Source organism: Peribacillus sp. FSL E2-0218, assembly GCF_037992945.1.
Classification (GTDB): Bacteria; Bacillota; Bacilli; order Bacillales; family DSM-1321; genus Peribacillus; species Peribacillus simplex_B.
Map to the genome: position 1 here is coordinate 1,376,387 of NZ_CP150304.1, position 18,367 is coordinate 1,394,753.

The 18,367-nt window shown below is 42.2% G+C and carries 18 protein-coding genes and 1 tRNA gene; 11 read left to right on the forward strand and 8 right to left on the reverse strand.

Features of this window, described 5'->3' with window-relative positions; all coding sequences use genetic code 11:
* Positions 1–159: 159 nt before the first annotated feature.
* The 4 genes from MHI53_RS06590 to MHI53_RS06605 all read right to left on the reverse strand — a co-directional run bounded on the left by MHI53_RS06590 (position 160) and on the right by MHI53_RS06605 (position 2,323).
* Positions 160–423, reverse strand: coding sequence for a hypothetical protein (locus MHI53_RS06590; RefSeq protein ID WP_061143414.1), 264 nt, complete (start codon positions 421–423; stop codon positions 160–162).
* 158 nt (positions 424–581) lie between these two features.
* The gene (locus MHI53_RS06595; protein ID WP_061143415.1) at positions 582–1,010 is read right to left on the reverse strand and encodes a GNAT family N-acetyltransferase; all 429 of its coding nucleotides are present in this window, start codon (positions 1,008–1,010) and stop codon (positions 582–584) included.
* Positions 1,011–1,014: 4 nt separating this feature from the next.
* Positions 1,015–1,530, reverse strand: coding sequence for a YjcG family protein (locus tag MHI53_RS06600; protein WP_340373071.1), 516 nt, complete (start codon positions 1,528–1,530; stop codon positions 1,015–1,017).
* 70 nt (positions 1,531–1,600) lie between these two features.
* A complete protein-coding gene (locus MHI53_RS06605; protein WP_061143417.1) occupies positions 1,601–2,323 on the reverse strand; it encodes an alpha/beta hydrolase-fold protein in 723 nt (240 codons plus the stop codon).
* A gap of 191 nt (positions 2,324–2,514) precedes the next feature.
* Between MHI53_RS06605 and MHI53_RS06610 the strand changes: the two genes are divergently transcribed.
* Positions 2,515–3,072 (forward strand): phosphatidylglycerophosphatase A, encoded by a 558-nt coding sequence (locus MHI53_RS06610; RefSeq protein ID WP_061143418.1) that lies wholly within the window; start codon positions 2,515–2,517, stop codon positions 3,070–3,072.
* Between the two features lie 20 nt (positions 3,073–3,092).
* Here MHI53_RS06610 and MHI53_RS06615 read toward each other — a convergent pair whose 3' ends face one another.
* On the reverse strand, positions 3,093–3,314 hold the full coding sequence (locus MHI53_RS06615) for a hypothetical protein (RefSeq protein WP_061143419.1): 222 nt from the start codon (positions 3,312–3,314) through the stop codon (positions 3,093–3,095).
* A gap of 207 nt (positions 3,315–3,521) precedes the next feature.
* Between MHI53_RS06615 and MHI53_RS06620 the strand changes: the two genes are divergently transcribed.
* A tRNA-Val gene (locus tag MHI53_RS06620) sits at positions 3,522–3,593 on the forward strand.
* A gap of 155 nt (positions 3,594–3,748) precedes the next feature.
* The gene (locus MHI53_RS06625; protein ID WP_340373072.1) at positions 3,749–4,576 is read left to right on the forward strand and encodes a hypothetical protein; all 828 of its coding nucleotides are present in this window, start codon (positions 3,749–3,751) and stop codon (positions 4,574–4,576) included.
* Positions 4,577–4,718: 142 nt separating this feature from the next.
* On the opposite strand, the gene MHI53_RS06630 is transcribed toward MHI53_RS06625, so the two are convergent.
* Complete coding sequence (locus tag MHI53_RS06630; RefSeq protein ID WP_340373073.1) at positions 4,719–5,855, reverse strand: site-2 protease family protein; 1,137 nt, start codon at positions 5,853–5,855, stop codon at positions 4,719–4,721.
* 541 nt (positions 5,856–6,396) lie between these two features.
* Here MHI53_RS06630 and truA point away from each other — a divergent pair.
* From truA to MHI53_RS06645, 3 genes are all read left to right on the forward strand, one after another.
* The gene (truA, locus tag MHI53_RS06635; protein WP_340373074.1) at positions 6,397–7,134 is read left to right on the forward strand and encodes a tRNA pseudouridine(38-40) synthase TruA; all 738 of its coding nucleotides are present in this window, start codon (positions 6,397–6,399) and stop codon (positions 7,132–7,134) included.
* A gap of 102 nt (positions 7,135–7,236) precedes the next feature.
* Complete coding sequence (locus MHI53_RS06640) at positions 7,237–7,761, forward strand: type 1 glutamine amidotransferase domain-containing protein (RefSeq protein WP_061143427.1); 525 nt, start codon at positions 7,237–7,239, stop codon at positions 7,759–7,761.
* 335 nt (positions 7,762–8,096) lie between these two features.
* Positions 8,097–10,175 (forward strand): YhgE/Pip domain-containing protein, encoded by a 2,079-nt coding sequence (locus MHI53_RS06645; RefSeq protein WP_340373075.1) that lies wholly within the window; start codon positions 8,097–8,099, stop codon positions 10,173–10,175.
* 207 nt (positions 10,176–10,382) lie between these two features.
* Here MHI53_RS06645 and MHI53_RS06650 read toward each other — a convergent pair whose 3' ends face one another.
* On the reverse strand, positions 10,383–11,321 hold the full coding sequence (locus tag MHI53_RS06650) for a bifunctional oligoribonuclease/PAP phosphatase NrnA (protein WP_340373076.1): 939 nt from the start codon (positions 11,319–11,321) through the stop codon (positions 10,383–10,385).
* 365 nt (positions 11,322–11,686) lie between these two features.
* On the opposite strand from MHI53_RS06650, the gene MHI53_RS06655 reads away from it, so the two are divergent.
* From MHI53_RS06655 to MHI53_RS06675, 5 genes are all read left to right on the forward strand, one after another.
* Positions 11,687–12,874, forward strand: coding sequence for a CoA transferase (locus MHI53_RS06655; RefSeq protein ID WP_061143424.1), 1,188 nt, complete (start codon positions 11,687–11,689; stop codon positions 12,872–12,874).
* A gap of 14 nt (positions 12,875–12,888) precedes the next feature.
* The gene (locus MHI53_RS06660) at positions 12,889–14,094 is read left to right on the forward strand and encodes an acyl-CoA dehydrogenase family protein (RefSeq protein ID WP_061143428.1); all 1,206 of its coding nucleotides are present in this window, start codon (positions 12,889–12,891) and stop codon (positions 14,092–14,094) included.
* Between the two features lie 22 nt (positions 14,095–14,116).
* A complete protein-coding gene (locus MHI53_RS06665) occupies positions 14,117–14,428 on the forward strand; it encodes a DUF3870 domain-containing protein (RefSeq protein ID WP_340373077.1) in 312 nt (103 codons plus the stop codon).
* A gap of 708 nt (positions 14,429–15,136) precedes the next feature.
* Positions 15,137–16,228: a CotH kinase family protein gene (locus MHI53_RS06670; protein WP_340373078.1), complete on the forward strand. Its 1,092-nt coding sequence runs from the start codon at positions 15,137–15,139 to the stop codon at positions 16,226–16,228.
* A 152-nt stretch (positions 16,229–16,380) separates the two neighbouring features.
* Positions 16,381–17,334, forward strand: a complete 954-nt coding sequence (locus tag MHI53_RS06675; protein ID WP_340373079.1) for an RNA methyltransferase — start codon at positions 16,381–16,383, stop codon at positions 17,332–17,334.
* Between the two features lie 53 nt (positions 17,335–17,387).
* Here MHI53_RS06675 and MHI53_RS06680 read toward each other — a convergent pair whose 3' ends face one another.
* Positions 17,388–18,353 carry an MBL fold metallo-hydrolase gene (locus tag MHI53_RS06680; RefSeq protein ID WP_340373080.1) on the reverse strand — a complete coding sequence of 322 codons (966 nt, stop codon included), beginning with the start codon at positions 18,351–18,353 and terminating at the stop codon, positions 17,388–17,390.
* Positions 18,354–18,367: the final 14 nt, after the last annotated feature.

Consider the following 18,367-nt stretch of genomic DNA (forward strand, 5'->3'; position numbering starts at 1 on the left):
AATTAATTCGTCTATTTTTTTAAATATTTCGGAAAAGTATCGATGTGTGGGGATGAATGATAAAGAAGCTGGAGTTTCAGAATGAAATGTAAGTGCTGCTATGTCTTGGTTAATTTAATTCTCGCCAGCAAGTAAGGTTTGATTAGCTGATATGGTCAATCATTTTTTTTTGGAATCCGTGAATTTATTATGAATGGAATTCGTAACTGGATTAACATCGTGTTCCGTGATGTTTTTTTCCTGGTTTATGAGAATTTGCGATTGCTCCTGTAAATAGCGAATGGTTTCTTTTAAGTTGTTTCTCTCTTTTTCAGTTAGATCAACTTTCTCCTTTTTGAAACCATGTTTTCTCATTGTCCTTGAAACAAGTAGCTCCATTAATCTTTTTTGCGACTCCTCCAGGTTAAATTCATTGTTACCCATAAAATTATCCCTCCTTGTTGCTTTCTATATATAGACTATGTATTTTTGCGGAGATTGCCATTGAACGGAAAGGGTTTTTTATAAAACGATCATCAAGGAAGATGAAACAAACAAAAAAACGCTGTCCATCAGATGACTGAAGGGACAGCGTTTTGGTATCATGATAAAGTTTTTATCATCGTTTTATGAGGAATGCCAGCATCCATGAATTCATCGGACACAATCTCATATCCTAATTTGGAATAAAACGGTATGGCGTGAACTTGCGCATCAAGCTTCAATTGATGCATTCCCTGCTGGATGGCGTATTCCTCGATTGCGTTCATGATCATGGCACCGGCCCCATTTTTCCTGCCTGTTGCCAGGACACAGATGCGTTGGACTTTACCGATGTTGTCGATGTCCCTTAAGCGGCCTGCACCGACTGGCTGTTCCTGCTCATTATATAAGACGAAATGCGTGGAAACGTCTTCGTATTGATCGATTTCTTCTTCAATCGGAACATTTTGTTCTTGAACGAATACTTGCCTTCGAATCATATACGCTTTTTCACGCTCTTGGCTGTTTTCGGCAATTTTTACAAACACGGCTTTATTCAGCTCCTAACCTAAATGTTTCGTATACCGTCCAGGCACCGTCCTCTAGCTGATACAACAGATGAATCCGCTTCACTTCTTCTTCATGGCTGACATCAAGCATGCTTAGCTGACCTAAAACATCGGAATGTTCATTATCGGATAAATCTTGGGCGATGGTGATGTGCGGCACGAAAGCATATTCATTTTCACTTTTTATGAAACTCTCATCGTTCAGCGCATCATGCAGCTCCTGAAGCCCTTCGGATAGCTCCACCTTGAAATAGATCGTATTGCTTACCGGTTGGAAGGACTTCGCTTTCGTCACATTCATCGTAAAAGGCCTGCACTTTTGGGCAATGTCTTTTATTTGGTCAGCAATCGCCGAAATTTCCATGTCCGTCGCTTCAAACGTTGACTTAAGCGTCAGGTGCGGTGGAATGAACGCATACTTCGTATCATATCTCTTTCGATAGGAGTTAGCTAAGTCTTGAAGTTTCTTTGTAGGGAAAATGGCAACACCGTATTTCATAAATAAAACCTCCTGATATTTATAATGGTTGTATGGTGGCTGGATATGTTGTGAAGAAACCTATTACAGGTTAGAACATTTCCAGCAGTGCTCTTTTTAAATCTGCCTGCCAATATTTCCAGGTATGATTACCTTCAAATTCTTCATAGAAGCACGGAAATCCTTTTTGGTTCAATAATTGATGTAATTTCCTGTTGGGCTCTATGAAATTTGCCCGATTCCCATCAGTCGTTGGTACGTCCGTTTCATCAGTCCCGATCACATGATAAAGTTCGAGTAGATGCGGATCCTCAAAGTTGCGTACAGCCTCCATCACGGCTTCATTGGCCAGGGGCGACTGCATGATGCACTTCCCGAATGTGTGCGGATACTTCAGGGCGGCCAATAATGAAACAGTACCGCCAAGCGAGTCGCCTATCAGGGCGCGGCCATGTCCCATTTGATAGGTCGGAAATTCTTCATCCAGAAACGGGACAAGTTCATGGGCAAGGAAACGTATGTATGCAAGGTGCTGTTCCCCGTCTGGATGATATTTGCTTCTGCGGTCAAAACGATCTTTATAGGGAATGCCCACAACGATTATATTCTCGATTTCATCGTTACCCAATAATTCATCGGCTACACGGCCGATTCGGCCCATTTGAAAATAATCACGTCCATCCTGAGCAATTACAAGCGAATATTTATACAATGGTGAATAATTAGCAGGCAAGTAAACAAGCAGTTCCAATTCCTCCGCCAGCGCTTCACTTTTAAACATGTACTCTTTAATTGTGCCTTTGCGTAAACTCATTTCCCGCACCTCGATGATCATTAATAATGAAATACTTATTACTTAGTTATTTTATCATAGCCTTGCGAGATTTTCCCGTCCCAAGAATTTGGAATAAAAAATTTTCTTTATATTTTCTAAAAATTTAGAAAATTTAATGCTATAATACAAGGATATCTATCCATCATACTATAAAAAAGGTGGGGAATTAAATGGCAGATGTACACGTACACAGCAGGGAAGTAACAAAGGCGGCAAAGCGCCTCTTAATGGAACGCGGCGTCAGTGTGGAAGCCATAGCCAAAATCGTTTACGAATTGCAGATTCCATACAAAGCCGATCTCGAATTGGAGGAATGCATCCGCAGCGTCGAGCGTGTCCTATTGAAAAGGGAAATACAGCATGCGATTCTAGTCGGTGTGGAGCTTGATAAACTGGCAGAGCAAAAGAAGCTTTCCGAACCTCTTCAATCCATCGTTGAATCCGATGAAGGCTTGTTCGGCGTCGATGAAACCATCGCATTCGGTGCAGTCCTCGGATACGGAAGCATTGCTGTCACGACATTTGGCCACTTGGATAAAAATAAAATAGGCGTCATCCACGAGCTCGATAAGAAGCAGGAAGGAGTTGTCCATACCTTCCTGGATGATATCGTTGCAAGCATTGCCGCGAGTGCCGCCTCAAGATTGGCCCATCGCCTGAGGGATGAAGAAGAATCGTTGACGGAAAGGGAAAAGGACATCCAGGAAGAAGAAGAGTTAATCGGATGAATCCTATGGGTCATGCGGACTCATCCGGATCGATCGTATTTTGCCTTGATGAGGCGGGCAGAAAGGATATTATTCATTTTGAACGTCCGTTTCGTCTGCCTCAGAAAACAGAAAGCATGAATATGGCCTGGATATATTTCTAGAACCTGGATTTTCCGTTGTGTAATCTTTCCTTGCTCCGAGAGGTAAATGATCTCCAGAGGAACCTTTTCTTCCATATGCTTGCGAAGGATATATTTCATTTCCGATCGCCCCTTTGCTAACTTACTTGGTTTTAATCATTATATGCGAACGTACGTTTTTTATGCAAGTGAAAAAGGAACATTTGTTCGTTTTTGTGAAAAATGAAATAAAATTAAAACTTTTTTACTATAATGCGTTGACTTTTCACCAAAAAAACTTATAATAAATTATGTACTTAAGTAATTCACACGCAAGCTTATACATACGACTTGTTAGCTCAGTGGGAGAGCACTTCCTTGACAGGGAAGGGGTCGTGGGTTCGAATCCCTCACAGGTCATCAACTAACAAAGGCTCAAATCCTTGATATAATAAGGGTTTGGGTCTTTTTTTTGTATGTTTCCCATTAATTCCTTATGAGGGTGTCAAATACTTACGATAAACACAAGTTATTCTTGAATCAACTAACAAGGCACAATATTGAAGGAGAAAATCATGAGTTATCTCGGAGAGTATTTGAAAATGCCGCCAACAATTGACAAGCTCCATACATTAAAGAAGGAAATTGAAAAAGAAGGCTACTCCTTAAGTGATTTATCGCTTTATTTAGAATTTGACTTCTCCCCTTATGAAACTACTCTCTATGATGTCATTACTTTTGCCAGTACAGGCGTTGACGGCATACATTTCGGATTTCTAACTGACTTCGGTAGAGTATCTGATTTAGAGAATGCGTTCGTCGTTTGTATTAGTCCCATGGATTTTGATACACATATCAAGATTGTAGCAAGAAATATTAGGGAGTATCTTAGCTTGGTTTGTACGATGAAAGATGCCTTAAGTATATCTAACTTTAATATCTTCGAAGAAGAAGAACAGTATATTCAATATCTTCAAGAACAAAATCAAGTAAAACCTGAAGATAAGGAATTTGAAGAAGAAGCAAAATATGTAGTGGAGAAGATAATAGCCGCGTTTGGAAGCGAATCAATCGAGGATGTCTATCATTATGTAGAGATAAAAGTAAGGGAACAAAGAGCACAACAAACCATTTTTCCCACTCTTGATGGGTTAGGCATCATACCTGTAGATAACGTGACGAGCAGCCATATCCTATATAAACTTGAAAAAGATATGACGATTGACTTGGCAGAAATGAAAGCCTTTTTTTATTCTGCAACAACAGAAAGTAAACTGGCTTTCATCAGAGATGTCCAATTCACTTATTTAATTACAAATGGTATAGCGTTAAAGGAATTGGTCATTCAAGAAATGATTAAATTGGGTTTACAGGATGAAGTGGATAGATTATACGTGTTTTAGGCCTTTTTTTCTTGCCTAATTGACACCTTTGGGCGTACCATACCAAAATGCTTAGAGGCTACTTACAGAGGGATTCATTTGGGGATCGGACTTCGGCAAACAAAAGGGACGCTCATTATTGAGGTCCCTTTTTCAAAATGCGTTAAGGTAATGAAGTTTTATATTGTTCCATTAAATCACCTGCATATAAGCTCGTTAACATTAAGAAAATGGCAAGTCCAAGGTATAAGGAGAACCAGATCACTTTTGTTTTGAGACTTGATGAGTAATAGGATTTCTCTTTGTCCCTGATTTTCGTTTGTTCTTGCACTTCTTTAAAAAACGTTGCTGCAATTCGTTCATAGGTGCCTATATTTTCAAAATCGGTCGGTCCGTACTGGTATTCATTCGAATTAGCAGCATCAAGTAAGGATCTATAAATGGTTAATTTTACCTCGGTCCGTTGTTTTTCTTTTAGCTTATCATCATCGAATAGCGGGATATGCCAACTCTTCATTTTGTTAAGCTTTCCATGCAGCCGACTTAATTCCATATTCCAAATATTGACGAGGCGAATTTTTTCTTCTTCTGTTGCAGCTGCAAATTCCTCTAGCTGTTCCATACCAAATTGATTGGATTCGATTACGCTATCTCTTTGATTTATGGTTATCTCGCTGCGGAATTCGTTCCACCATTTAGAGATTCCTAATATGAAGAAAAGAATTAGTAACGGATTGGGGCGGAAGAACATATATACGACCATTCCGATAATCCCGACTACCCAAAGTTTTGCAGAGATGACTCCTACAATACGTCCCCCATCAAGAGGATGCACAGGCATTAGATTGAACAGATTAATCATGGCTCCAAGGGTAATGACCAAAAGCCAAAACGGATTTTCCGTCACCAAAAATAAGGGGATGGCTGGTAAGAATGCTACTGTACCTAACAATGGTCCTCCAAATGCAAGATAAGCTTCTTGGTTAGCATTCTTCGGTTCTTCTTTAAGGGCAATTAACGCTCCGACAAACGGGATGAAAATGGCACTGGATGTTTTGATGCCCTTTCGCTTAGCCGCAAGTAAATGGCCCATTTCATGGATATAAATAAGGTAGACTAAGGCTGCAGCAAATTTCCAACCGTAAACCAACGCATACGCGCCCAGTGAAACGAAAATAGATAAGAGAGAACCCACTTTTGCTACTTTCAATAGTGCAAGCAACCATTTTATTTTCCCGAGGAAAAACAACCCGATTGCACCTAAACTTACCCATCCTTTATTCAATGTAGATTCTTTCAAGACGTACCTCCTAGAGTGTATGGGAAAACAAATGATCCCGGTGATACTCTTCTTATTGATTTATCCTCTTATAGTATCCTTATTATAGCTTATTTTTTCTTTGTTTTAGGAGTATTTTCCTAAAAATATCAACTTCCAATTCTTTTTTTATTTAACAATCACCATAAAAACGGAAAGTATGGGCGAGTGATAATCCTCTATGTGTCAGTGTTTTATTGAATGATAAAGAACCAGAGCGGTGGTTTTGACAGAGGAAAGCGCAAAAAAGCGATATGTGACGGTGCCTCGTCCGTTGCAGGGCATCAGCCTCTTTGGTACACTATGCAGAAGTGCATTATTCTTGATTGGGAAATATTACGGTCCGATTTGCATTGTGGTATTTCGTTTTCGGGGCACATAATAAATGACAATGATGAAAACTTAAATATGTAAAGAAGCGTTTCTAAGGAAAAATCATATGTTCCCTCATACAGCAGGCGTGTATGGGGGCTTATATTTTATCAGGTTTTTTGTCTGGATAGCTTTACAGTAGGAGGAAGCAATGAACAATTATAAGCTGACCATTCAATATGATGGCGGACGCTATAGGGGCTGGCAACGGCTGGGCGATAGTGACGATACGATTCAAGGGAAAATAGAAAATGTATTAACGGAAATGGCAGGGGAGAAAATCGAAATCATTGGATGCAGCAGAACGGATGCCGGTGTTCATGCTTTTGCCCAGATTGCCAATTTCAAGATCGCTGGAAATTTGACAGAATCAGAAATAATGAACTATTTGAATAGATATTTGCCCCAAGATATAAGCATCAAAGAGGTCATGTTAGTTCCTGATCGTTTTCATGCCCGTTATAATGCTAAGGACAAAACCTATTTATATAAGATCTGGAACGAGAGGTATACGAATCCGTTCATGAGAAAGTACAGTATGCATGTTGAGGAAAAGCTGGATATAGAAAGAATGAAAAGGGCGTGTCAATATTTTATAGGTGCCCATGATTTCACTGCTTTTTCAAATGCAAAGTCCAAGAAAAAATCAATGGTGCGTGAAATATATGTGATTGATATAGAGGAAAATGCCGGCTTCATCGAAATTAGTGTGCGTGGGGATGGTTTTCTTTATAATATGGTTAGAAAGATGGTCGGGACGCTGATAGAGGTCGGGCTTGGTGAAATAGACGCTGAGCAAATCCCGGGCATTCTGGAGTCGAAGGAAAGAATCCAAACGGGCCGTATGGCGGATGCCGCCGGGCTGCATTTAGTAAAGGTTGATTTTTAGACAGGATATGGCTGGACTGGTTGTCTGGAGAAAATGGTTGAAAAAGTGAAGAAACAGGGAAGAATGGTAAAGTTGAATAGCACGAAGGAAGGGGAGATTTTCATGAGGTTAGCTGGAAAGAAAATTATCAGTCTTGTGCACCATGATTTTGAAGATTTAGAGCTCTGGTATCCGATCTTACGATTGAAAGAAGAGGGTGCGATCGTCCATCTTGCTGGGGAGAAGGCGAATGAAACGTACATTGGCAAATATGGTGTACCCGCCGTATCCGATTATGATTATGGCAGCATTGAAGCGGAAGATTATGATGCGATTCTCGTACCGGGCGGTTGGGCCCCTGACAAAATTCGTCGGTTCCCTGAAGTGATTTCACTTATTCAAAGCATGGAAGAAACAAAAAAACCGATCGGGCAAATTTGCCATGCTGGCTGGGTGCTGATCTCCGCAAAAATTCTAGCTGGCAAGAATGTAACAAGTACACCTGGCATTAAGGATGATATGGAAAATGCCGGAGCAACCTGGATTGACGAAGCTGTCGTAGTCGATGGAAACCTAGTATCAAGCAGACGCCCGCCTGATCTGCCGGATTACTTAAGGGAATTGATAACGGTGATAGAAAAACGTTGATGCAATTTTGATGAAAAGGCCAATCGAACGGAACGGAAGGCAAACCCGAAAGCGGGTTCGCCTTCCGTTTTTTCTTTATGAAAAGTCCCGATGTTCATGCAACGACCGATATGGGCAACTCATGGTTTTAACATATTCTTCGCACAGAGTGGATTGGAACGGAAAGCGAGTGCGAGCAGTTGAATGGAAATTTCACAGGAAGAGCTAATCGATAGATGAGAGTGGGAAAATCCATGGATATGTTTACTTAGTATCGAATATGGAGGTTTTCCGAATAATAGTATCAAAATACGTATGCACGGGGGTATATTTTGAGAAATATTCGGGAGATCTTCATGGACGATTTAAAAAGCATTTATAAAAATTTCTTTGTTTGCATCGTGGTTGTTTTCCTTATGCTCATCCCGTCCATTTATGCGTGGTTCAATATTGTCGCCTCTTGGGACCCTTATGCCAACACGGAAGGAATCCTAGTCGGTGTTTCCAATAATGATAAAGGTGCCGAGTTGAATGGTAAAGCCGTCAACTTAGGCAATGAGGTCATAGAGGGGTTAAAGGGGAATAAAGATTTAGGCTGGAGATTCACATCGGAAAAGGATGCGGTTGCAAAGGTGAAGAAAGGGAATTATTACGCGACGATCATCATCCCTGAAAATTTTTCCGAGCATATTGCAACCATCATGACCGATGAACCTATGAAAGCGGAAATTGATTACTATGTTAATGAAAAAATCAATTCCATCGCCCCAAAAATTACGGCAGCTGGAGCCAACACCATCGTCGATAATGTAAGCAAAAGCTTTATTAAGTCAGCTAGCGGGAGTATCCTGGAAATCTTTAATGAACTGGGCATCACGTTGCAAAATGAATTGCCGACCATTCAGAAGATGAAGAATATGGTGTATGTATTGGAGGGGGAACTTCCAGAGCTTGAACAAAACTTGAAAATCGTACAAACACATGTAAAGAGGGCAGAAGAGATCATTAACAAGGTCAATGAAGGCCTGGAATCAATAGAGGGGATAACGTCGCAGAAAGATGAATTGGTGTCAGGCGTTTCTGGTTATGTAGAATCGACCAAGCAGGCATTCGAAGAAATCCAGCCACTCTTGAAGAATGATATTGCGAAAATCAGGAGCGATAATGAAACGATCTTAGTGCTTGCAAGTAGGGTAACAGATCAGAATTTGCCTAGCGATGAGGTTAATCAGCTAGTTGAACAAGGGAGAACGCGGTTAAATAAAGAGCTCTACCTTTTGGACAGTATGTATGACTTATTGGTGAGCGTAAATCAATTTAGTGAAAAAGACCGCCTTCAGCCAGAAATAATGCTAGTGGATGGTTTACGGGATAATGCTTCGGGCCGGCTTCAAGCTCTGAATGACCATTCCTTCGATTCACTCAGGGTTCTTGGTGAAAATAATGATCAAGTCTTGGAGAGCCTCCAGGATACCTTTTCAAAGCAAACAGGATCTAAAATACATGAAATCTGGACGGAAGCGAATTCCATATTACAAAAAGCCCAGCTTTCGATCGAAGAGGGCAGCCAGGCTCTTCCTGAAGTGAAGGCACTTTTGAATGACACCGATCGAACGCTTGGGGCTCGCATGGGGGATATCGATACGTTACAGGATAGGTTTCCGGTAATCGAAGCAAAAATCAAGGCGCTGGCCTCTAAAATGAGAGAAATTGATAAGTCTTACAATATGGAAGAAGTCATTGATTTCCTAAAAAATGATATCGAACAAGAGAGTGAATTTTTCTCGGAGCCGGTACTGCTCAATAAACACAGTCTATTTCCGATTCCGAACTATGGATCTGCCATGTCTCCCTTTTTCACGGCACTGTCCCTCTGGGTGGGCGGGACCATACTGATTTCCATGCTTAGCGTGAGCGTCTCGCAAAAGGACTACAGTCCATATCAAATTTATATTGGCAGATACCTAATATTTTTCATCATTGGATTGGTCCAGGCTTTAGCCGTTTCCATCGGCAATCTTTTTCTGATTGATGTATATGCAGTGGATAAATTCGAGTACGTCATTTTTTCGGTCTTGATAAGTACGGTGTTTACATTAATGGTCTACACCTTCGTTTCGGTTCTGGGGAATGTCGGGAAAGGGATAAGCGTTGTTCTGATGGTACTTCAAATATCAGGTTCGGGAGGAACTTTCCCCATTCAAGTAACTCCACCGTTTTTTCAACATATCAACCCTTTCCTGCCATTCACCTATGCTGTCGGTTTACTACGTGAATCCGTTGGCGGGATCACCTGGAGTGTCGCCGGCAGGGATATATTCATCTTATTCATCTATTTACTACTGACCATCGGGTTTGGCATCATTCTGAAAAAGCCATTGCATGAAAGAACGCAAAAGATGAAGGATAAACTGTACGGAAGCAGGATTTTCTAATTGCATCAAAATATGCTGGGTTGTAAAGAGGAGGTCGGGTTACTACCAGTATAGGACGATCGAAAAAAGCCGGATTAATCCGTTGTAGGACGAATTGCTTCCAATCCAGGCCGGATTAAACGAATTTCGGTCGAATAATTACGATGTAGGACGAATTAATTTCAGTACAGGTCGAATTAATTGATATTACGCCGGAATAATTGCCTATCATGGACAAACTTGATTCAATGCTTGAATCACCTGATCGACTTCCTCCCAGGAATCAATGGAGGCACCAGAGGCCAGCGGATGTCCTCCGCCATTGAATTGCCGAGCCACCGAGTCAATGGGGGTAGTGCGTGAACGGATCCTGACACGGATTTTCCCAGGATATTCAATGAAAAATACCCAAATCTTGTTGGCCCTGACACTTGATAGCGTATTAACTAAATTCGAAGCGTCGTTTCGGTCCATGTTATACAATTTCAGCAAATCCTCGGTAATGATGAAGTAAGCAACTCCTTTATCAGATACCTTGAAGCTCATGAGGATGTCTTTTTGAAGCCTGGAAGAGTTTTTCGACTTTACCTGGAGAAAGTTATGAATTCGTTCCGGTTGAAAATCATAAGCTCGCAATCGAGAAACCAAATTTAATGTTCGTGGAGTGATTTTTCCATTCATGAAATTACCTGTATCACTAAGTATCCCTGTATAAAAGGCTTTAGCCGTTTCTTTATTCATTGCAAAATCATCTGGAAATTCCAAGGACAAATCCGTCAGCATTTCACTTGCAGAGCTATAGGAAGCGTCGACCCAAGAGAGGTCGCCAAATGGCTCGTAATCGGGGTGGTGGTCGATTTTAATCAGCCTATCACCTAAACGAAAGCGGGAATCACTGATCCTCGAAAGGTTGGCAGTATCACAAACAATCACTAAGGCCCCTTCGTATATATTATCCGGAATGATATCCATTTTTCCGATGAAAAGAAGCTTATCGACTTCCTCGCCTACCACAAAGATTTCCTTAGACGGGAAGGAGTGCTTCAATAAGTGCTTTAGCCCGACTTGTGACCCCAGGGCATCCGGGTCCGGATCAACATGGCGATGTATGATGATGGTTGAATATTTCTTGATGGTTTCCACTATTTCGCTTTTTATCTTTTCCATTTTGCGATCTCCCTTCGAGGCGTTCGTTCATACCAATATCATCACACGCTTCAAGGATAAAGGCAATTTCAATCACAATACCTTTTGATGCATGCGTCATCCGACAAAAAGAAATTCATTATTATTGAAAAATTCAAATAATTACCTTATACTTAATTTACCAAACCGATGACAGCAAGCTTCCTACCTTGCTGCATGGCCGGCTTGTCCTAAAACTGGAATTCATAAAAATTGACTTGGTTCACTTGATCTTCCTTTGCAGGAAGACAGTGCGTGGATAAGGGTCAGTGAAACGTACAATGTGATGGCATTGTTTGTTTTACTGGCTCTTTTGTGTATCCGGGCAATTTGAAAGGGGTGATGGTATGAATGGTGCTTTGGATGGAGTCAGGATCATTGATGTTTCCCGTGTTTTGGCAGGGCCGTTTTGTTCGATGATCCTTGGTGATTTGGGAGCGGAAGTAATTAAAATTGAACATCATGAATCAGGTGATGAAACAAGAGGATGGGGCCCCCCATTCTCAGGCGGGGAAAGCGCCTACTATTTATGCGCCAATCGAAATAAGCAAAGCATGACTTTGAATTTGAAATCTGAGCAAGGGAAAGAGATTTTTCGAAAACTGATCTCGTCCGGGGATATTGTGATTCAAAATTTCAAGACCGGTACATTGGAGAAGATGGGCTTAGGCTATCGGGAGTTAAAGGAATGCAATCCCAAACTGATCATGGCCTCGATCACGGGCTTTGGCTTAACCGGTCCTTATAAAGATTTGCCGGGCTATGATTATATCATTCAGGCGATGAGCGGGTTGATGAGCATAACCGGGGAAAAGGATGGAAGTCCCGTGAAAGTCGGTGTGGCCATAGCAGACATCTTGACTGGCTTGTATACATGCATTGGCATTTTATCGGCCCTGCATCATAGGAATGAATCGGGGCAAGGACAGGAGATTGATATTTCGCTAATGGATTGTCAGGTTTCTTCGCTAGTGAATGTCGCGAGCAACTATTTATTCAACGGGTTGACTCCAGGACGAATGGGGAACCAGCATCCCAATATCGTTCCATATCAAACGTTTCCTACAAGTGATGGAGAGCTTGTCGTGGCGGTGGGGAATGACGAGCAGTTCAGGCGGTTCGCGGCTGTTATTGGCAGACCTGAGTTAGCGGAACAGCAACGGTTTAAGCTTAATGAAATGCGCTTGCTGAACAAGGAAGAATTAGTGCCGCTATTGGAAGAGTCATTAAAAACAAAGACAAAAAAACAGTGGAAAGAGCTGTTTGATGCTGCTGGGATACCGAATGGTCCGATTTATGATATCGCAGAGATGTTCGAGGATCCACAAATCAGTGCCAGAGGCATGCTTGTGGAAATGGAGCATCCGACCATCGATGGCCTGAGGATGATCGGATCGCCCCTGAACCTATCCAGAACGCCGGTCACGATGAGGAAGCATCCGCCGCTGTATGGTGAGCATACCGATGCCATTTTGGCTCAATTGGGGTATGATTCCGGTCAAATCGACAAATTCAAGCAAAATAAAATGATCTAGGAGGAATCTTGATGATGAATTTCGAATTAACAGAAGAGCAGCAAAGTGTAAAAAAAGTGGTCAGGAAATTCGTGGATAAGGAAATCATCCCATATATCCAAGAGTGGGATAGGCAAGGTCAATTTCAGCCACATATCTTAAAACGATTGGCGGAATTACAGTTGATGGGCGTTTGCATCCCCGAAGAGTATGGCGGGGTGGGAATGGATTATAATACCTTGGCCATCGTTTGTGAAGAGCTGGAGCGGGGTGATACGGCGTACAGAACTGCGGTATCGGTACATACAGGGTTGAATAGCATGACGTTGCTGCAATGGGGTACCGAAGAACAAAAACGGAAATATTTAGTTCCGCAGGCAAAAGGGACGAAGATTGGCGCTTTTGGACTGACTGAACCGAATGCAGGGTCTGATGTGGCGGCGATGAAATCTACTGCCAGACGTGTAGGCGATCATTATATTTTGAACGGATCGAAAACATGGATTTCCCTCTGTGATTATGCCGATCATTTCCTCATTTTTGCCAAGACTGATCATGATCTTGGCTCAAAAGGCATAACGGCATTTATCGTGGAACGGACTTTTGAGGGAGTGGAATCGAAGGCCATCAAGGGAAAACTGGGAATTCGCGCGGGAAATACAGGGGAAGTCTTTTTAACGGATGTAAAAGTTCCGGCAGCGAATAGGCTTGGGGAAGAAGGCGAGGGCTTTAAAATATCCATGTCGGCTTTGGACAGCGGCCGTTTTACGGTGGCCGCGGGTGCTGTAGGATTAATCGAAGCCAGCCTCGAAGCCAGCTTGAAGTATTGCCATGAACGCAGTACATTCGGCAAGGAGATTGGCAGGCATCAGCTTGTCCAACAAATGATTGCCAAGATGACGGCAAATCTGGAGATTTCCCGATTGCTGGTCTTTAAAGCGGGGACGTTGAAAAACCAAGGAAAACGGAATACGAAGGAAACATCCCTTGCTAAGTGGATTTCCTGCAATGCAGCTAACGAAGCTGCCAATGATGCCGTTCAAATCCACGGTGCCTATGGCTATTCCGATGAATATCCGGTCGAACGCTTTTTGCGGAATTCGAAAGCTCCGGTCATTTACGAGGGAACCCGTGAAATCCATACGATGATGCAGGGTGAATACGCACTAGGCTACAGACAGGATAAAGAGCTTCGTAAGAAATTGCCTGCATGGCCCTTCGAGAAAGCTTCCGTACATTAAATATAGATAGAGGAGACCAGAGATGAACACATATTTCATTGCAGGGCATGCAAAACTTCCACAAGGGATGGCAGCGAGAAATTTATATGATTCCATCACGATCACATTGGAGCTGGATTATAAATATGGTGTCATCGTCGAGGCGTCCTGCACGCTCGCTACAGAGCATGGCAGGGAATTCATTCGGCAGCTGCTGCGTGGTTATTGCCTGCAAGATGGTATCGAGGTATTGATCGATCGTGTACAAATGCAATATCGCGGGAAGGCTGGTCAAGCCATCCAAGCAGGGCTGAAGGATGTGTATGCACAGTTCGCACTGGTCTCCGACAAATAAGGAAAAAGGAAGGATGCTGCCGATACATGAAGTCGGCAGCATCTTTTATTTATTGAAAACCCAATTGTACATGGAACTAAAAAAAGAGACGTTAAAGAACACGTCTCTTCTTCTTTTAACATTGTCCAATTACACGAGAAGACGTCATGAAACTAGAAGCTCCATTTCCATTTCTTCTTGAACTTAATGCTGCCGCTGCCGTGGCATCCGCGCTTGTGGGAGGAACACCGTTTCCTGCAAGTGTTCCTTTTTTTGCAGCCTGTTGATTTCCTGTTTCTGCTTGAGCGCCTTTGCGTGCCGCGAGTTGAGCTCCGTTTCCAGCAAGAACGTCTTTGTGTGTTGCGTGTTGACCGTTTCTTGCTAGAGCGGCGTTTCGTGCCGCAAGTGGACCGTTTCCTGCTTGTGCAACGTTTAGTGCTGCAAGTAGAACGTCTTTTTTTATCGTTTTTACGTGACGAGCGCCCTTTTGAGCGTGGGTCCTTGAACATGAAATCGCCCAATCCCATCGAATTGGCCCTATCAACAGCATTTTGTATATCACGAATGAAGTTTGACATAATAATAATCCCCCTTTCCATACGATAAACTATGCTGCTTGTACGTAATGTGCTAAAGATATTCGCACAGCCTGTAAAAAAATAGTTGCATTTTGGTGACGTCCTTCACTTTTTTCCATATTTTAATAGGAAAGTGAAAGGGAAGGGTTATATGAATGCTGACAAGAAGCTGCCTATGTATCAGCTGTTTATTCCACCTGTTAATTTAATGGAACTGCGCAGGGATATATGGTGCAATGATCCGCTGCCTGCAAAGCTAACCATCAACAAAAAGAAGCTGGATATTGATATTGTTTACCGTGGCTCGCATATCAGGGAGTTTCGGAAAAAGTCCTATCATGTAGTTTTTTATAAGCCACATACATTCAAGGGAGCAAAAGAGATTCATTTGAACGCTGAATATAACGATAAATCGTTACTGAGAAATAAATTATCGCTGGACTTTTTTGCGGATATCGGAACCTTGGCGCCTAAATCCCAGTTCGTACACCTGAATCTTAACGGGCGGGATGAGGGGATATATCTGGAACTGGAGTCCGTGGATGAATATTACTTGAAGCAAAGGAATCTTCCGGAAGGTTCCATTTTCTATGCAGTGGACGGCGATGCCAATTTTTCCTTAATGAGCGATTTGGATAAAGGAATCAAAAAATCTTTGGAGATGGGCTATCAAAAAAAATGCGGCACTGCAAAAGATGAATTATATTTACAGGAATTGCTCATCCAAATCAATACCATTTCAAGAGTGGATTTTGAAAAGGAAATCGTAAAATATATCGATGTGGATAAGTACTTGCGCTGGCTGGCAGGCGTCATCTTCACGCAAAACTATGATGGATTCGTTCATAACTATGCCTTGTACCGAAATGGTGCTACAGGACTGTTTGAAATCATCCCGTGGGATTATGATGCGACGTGGGGAAGGGATGTCAATGGAGAAGTGATGGAAGAGGACTATGTGGGCATCGCGGGGTTTAATACATTGACTGCCAGGATCCTCGATATAAGGGCATTTCGTCTTCAGTACCAAAGTCTTCTAAAAGAGATTATGGACACCCGATTTAACGTAAGTCATATGAAACCCATCATTATTGGGCTGCATGACCAAATAAGCCCATATGTCCCGAAAGATCCATATATTAAAGATCATCAGGATATTTTTGATAATGAGCCTGATTTCATCCTGAAATTCATAGAGAATCGTGCCAAGTATATTAATGGCCAGCTGCATAAATTGGATTGAACGTTCCCTTTTCTTTAGATGTTGAATGAAATTGGGCAAAAACTCCTTGGAGCCTTCAAGTTTTTTTGTGCGATTCCATTTGCTTTTCTATACCATTACGGCTATGTTTGATAGAAAGATATAATCTAAAGAAAATGAAGGATGGGAATGGATTGACTAATCATAGCCGGATACCGGCCTATATATATACGTTTACGTGCACTCCTGACGAAGGCTCATTATCCAAAATGGAGATGCGCTCGTTCTTTGGTTTTGAAACGGAAGGAAACATTTTGAAAAGCGATATAAAAATTGAACCGAGCAGAAGTCCTTTTATAAAAGGGCGTGTGGATGTCTTGTTCGAAGGGGAGAGCATCTCCGAAATCGTTGAGCAAGTAAAGACCATTCATTTGCCGGATTCAACGTTCAAAGTGCTATTCGTAAAAATCAATGATTTGAATGAAGAAGAAAAAATAGATTATGATGGGCAGCGTGAAATCGAACGAGAGATTGGCTGGCACATCCAAGCGGAGGCGGATGTACGCAATCCTGATCAGGTGTTCGGAATCGTGCCCCTCGGCGGGCGTTGGTATTTTGGCGAGTATGTCAAACCTGATGCAATTTGGTTACATCATATGAAGAAGCCTCGAGAATATTCAACTGCCCTAAGCACAAGGGTGGCAAGGGCCATTGCGAACATAGCCGTTCCGCATCCTGATGGAGTGAAGGCCATCGATCCATGCTGCGGGATTGGTACCGTATTGGTAGAGGCGCTATCAATGGGGATAAATATTGATGGGCGAGATATCAATCCGCTCGTTACAGACGGCTCTAGGGAGAACATTGCCTATTTTGGACTTGAGGGCGAAGTAACCACAGGTCCGATTTCAGAGGTCACCAGTAACTATGATGTGGCGATCATTGATATGCCCTACAATTTATATACGCATGCGACACCGGAGGATCAGCTCTCGATCCTTAAACATGCAAGACGTTTCGCTGACAAAGTCGTTGTCGTGACGATTGACACGATGGATCAGATGATTGGTGAAGCAGGGTTTGAAATTGCCGATCGATGTGTAGCGAGGAAAGGGATTTTCTCGAGACAGGTTGTAGTGTGCGTGTGAGAGTGCCAAAAAAGAAGGCTGAAATCTTTAATGGATTTCAGCCTTTTTGATGATTACATCGCTTGATAATGAACCACTTTTGCGATGACTTTCTTCGTGATTTTCCCCTGGTACTCCAAATAATCCAAGTGACCGATGATTTCTGACATGACAAGCGGGAATTGGGATACATACTTTTGCCTGTAAAATGCCTTTGCCAGCTCATTTCCAGAAGAAATTCCGTTTTCTATCATTGCCAAGATTTTTTGTGATTTCCTCTCGATGCCATTCAGCCTTTTTTCAATCAAAAGACTTGGCTGTTCAATGATATTCCCGTGACCAGGCAGAAGGAGATCAACCTGTAATGCCAAACATCGCTTCAAAGAGTCGATATGTTCGACAAGAGTCCGCATTCTATTGCCCTTATCATCAGGTTCGATCAAGGCGTTACTTGAAATATGCTCGATCAATAAATCACCGGAAAGCAGTCGATTTCCTTTTGGATCAAGAAAGGCGATTTGGTCCGGGGCATGCCCGGGAAATTCAATCACCTCAAAGTCAAACAAGTGTTTTTCGGTGATTCCAATGATGTCGCCATTCAACTTTTTATCTTTATTATGGTCGACCGCGTTGAAAAGGTAAGCCACCTGTTTATCGCCAAGTTCACCACAGCCCATCTCCAAATAAAGCTGTTTATAAAATTCAATGCGCATGCTTAAGAAATCGGGATCTCGTTTTAGGCGAGGAACGGCTTTAGGATGGGCATATACCGGAATCGGGTAGCGCGCAGTAATCTTATTGACCAAACCAACATGATCTCCATGATGGTGGGTTAACCAGATATCCGTGATATCCCCAATGTTCAAATCATTTTCCTTCAATGTGTGCTGCAAGGCATTCCAGCAAGTATCATCATTCATGCCTGCATCGATCAATGTTAAAGCGTCTGCCTTTTTCACTAAGTAAAAGTTTATGCTTTTTAAAGATAAAGCGCTCGGAGCGATGATTGGATAAATTTCAAAATCTGCATTCGTTTTCATGAAATTCCGGGATC

Bases quoted from the DNA above. Each gene is read 5' to 3' on its own strand.
- MHI53_RS06590 (WP_061143414.1), bottom strand. From the start codon at position 423: ATGGGTAACAATGAATTTAACCTGGAGGAGTCGCAAAAAAGATTAATG.
- MHI53_RS06600 (WP_340373071.1), bottom strand. From the start codon at position 1,530: ATGAAATACGGTGTTGCCATTTTCCCTACAAAGAAACTTCAAGACTTA.
- MHI53_RS06605 (WP_061143417.1), bottom strand. From the start codon at position 2,323: ATGAGTTTACGCAAAGGCACAATTAAAGAGTACATGTTTAAAAGTGAA.
- MHI53_RS06610 (WP_061143418.1), top strand. From the start codon at position 2,515: ATGGCAGATGTACACGTACACAGCAGGGAAGTAACAAAGGCGGCAAAG.
- MHI53_RS06615 (WP_061143419.1), bottom strand. From the start codon at position 3,314: ATGAAATATATCCTTCGCAAGCATATGGAAGAAAAGGTTCCTCTGGAG.
- MHI53_RS06625 (WP_340373072.1), top strand. From the start codon at position 3,749: ATGAGTTATCTCGGAGAGTATTTGAAAATGCCGCCAACAATTGACAAG.
- truA (WP_340373074.1), top strand. From the start codon at position 6,397: ATGAACAATTATAAGCTGACCATTCAATATGATGGCGGACGCTATAGG.
- MHI53_RS06640 (WP_061143427.1), top strand. From the start codon at position 7,237: ATGAGGTTAGCTGGAAAGAAAATTATCAGTCTTGTGCACCATGATTTT.
- MHI53_RS06645 (WP_340373075.1), top strand. From the start codon at position 8,097: ATGGACGATTTAAAAAGCATTTATAAAAATTTCTTTGTTTGCATCGTG.
- MHI53_RS06650 (WP_340373076.1), bottom strand. From the start codon at position 11,321: ATGGAAAAGATAAAAAGCGAAATAGTGGAAACCATCAAGAAATATTCA.
- MHI53_RS06655 (WP_061143424.1), top strand. From the start codon at position 11,687: ATGAATGGTGCTTTGGATGGAGTCAGGATCATTGATGTTTCCCGTGTT.
- MHI53_RS06660 (WP_061143428.1), top strand. From the start codon at position 12,889: ATGAATTTCGAATTAACAGAAGAGCAGCAAAGTGTAAAAAAAGTGGTC.
- MHI53_RS06665 (WP_340373077.1), top strand. From the start codon at position 14,117: ATGAACACATATTTCATTGCAGGGCATGCAAAACTTCCACAAGGGATG.
- MHI53_RS06670 (WP_340373078.1), top strand. From the start codon at position 15,137: ATGAATGCTGACAAGAAGCTGCCTATGTATCAGCTGTTTATTCCACCT.
- MHI53_RS06680 (WP_340373080.1), bottom strand. From the start codon at position 18,353: ATGAAAACGAATGCAGATTTTGAAATTTATCCAATCATCGCTCCGAGC.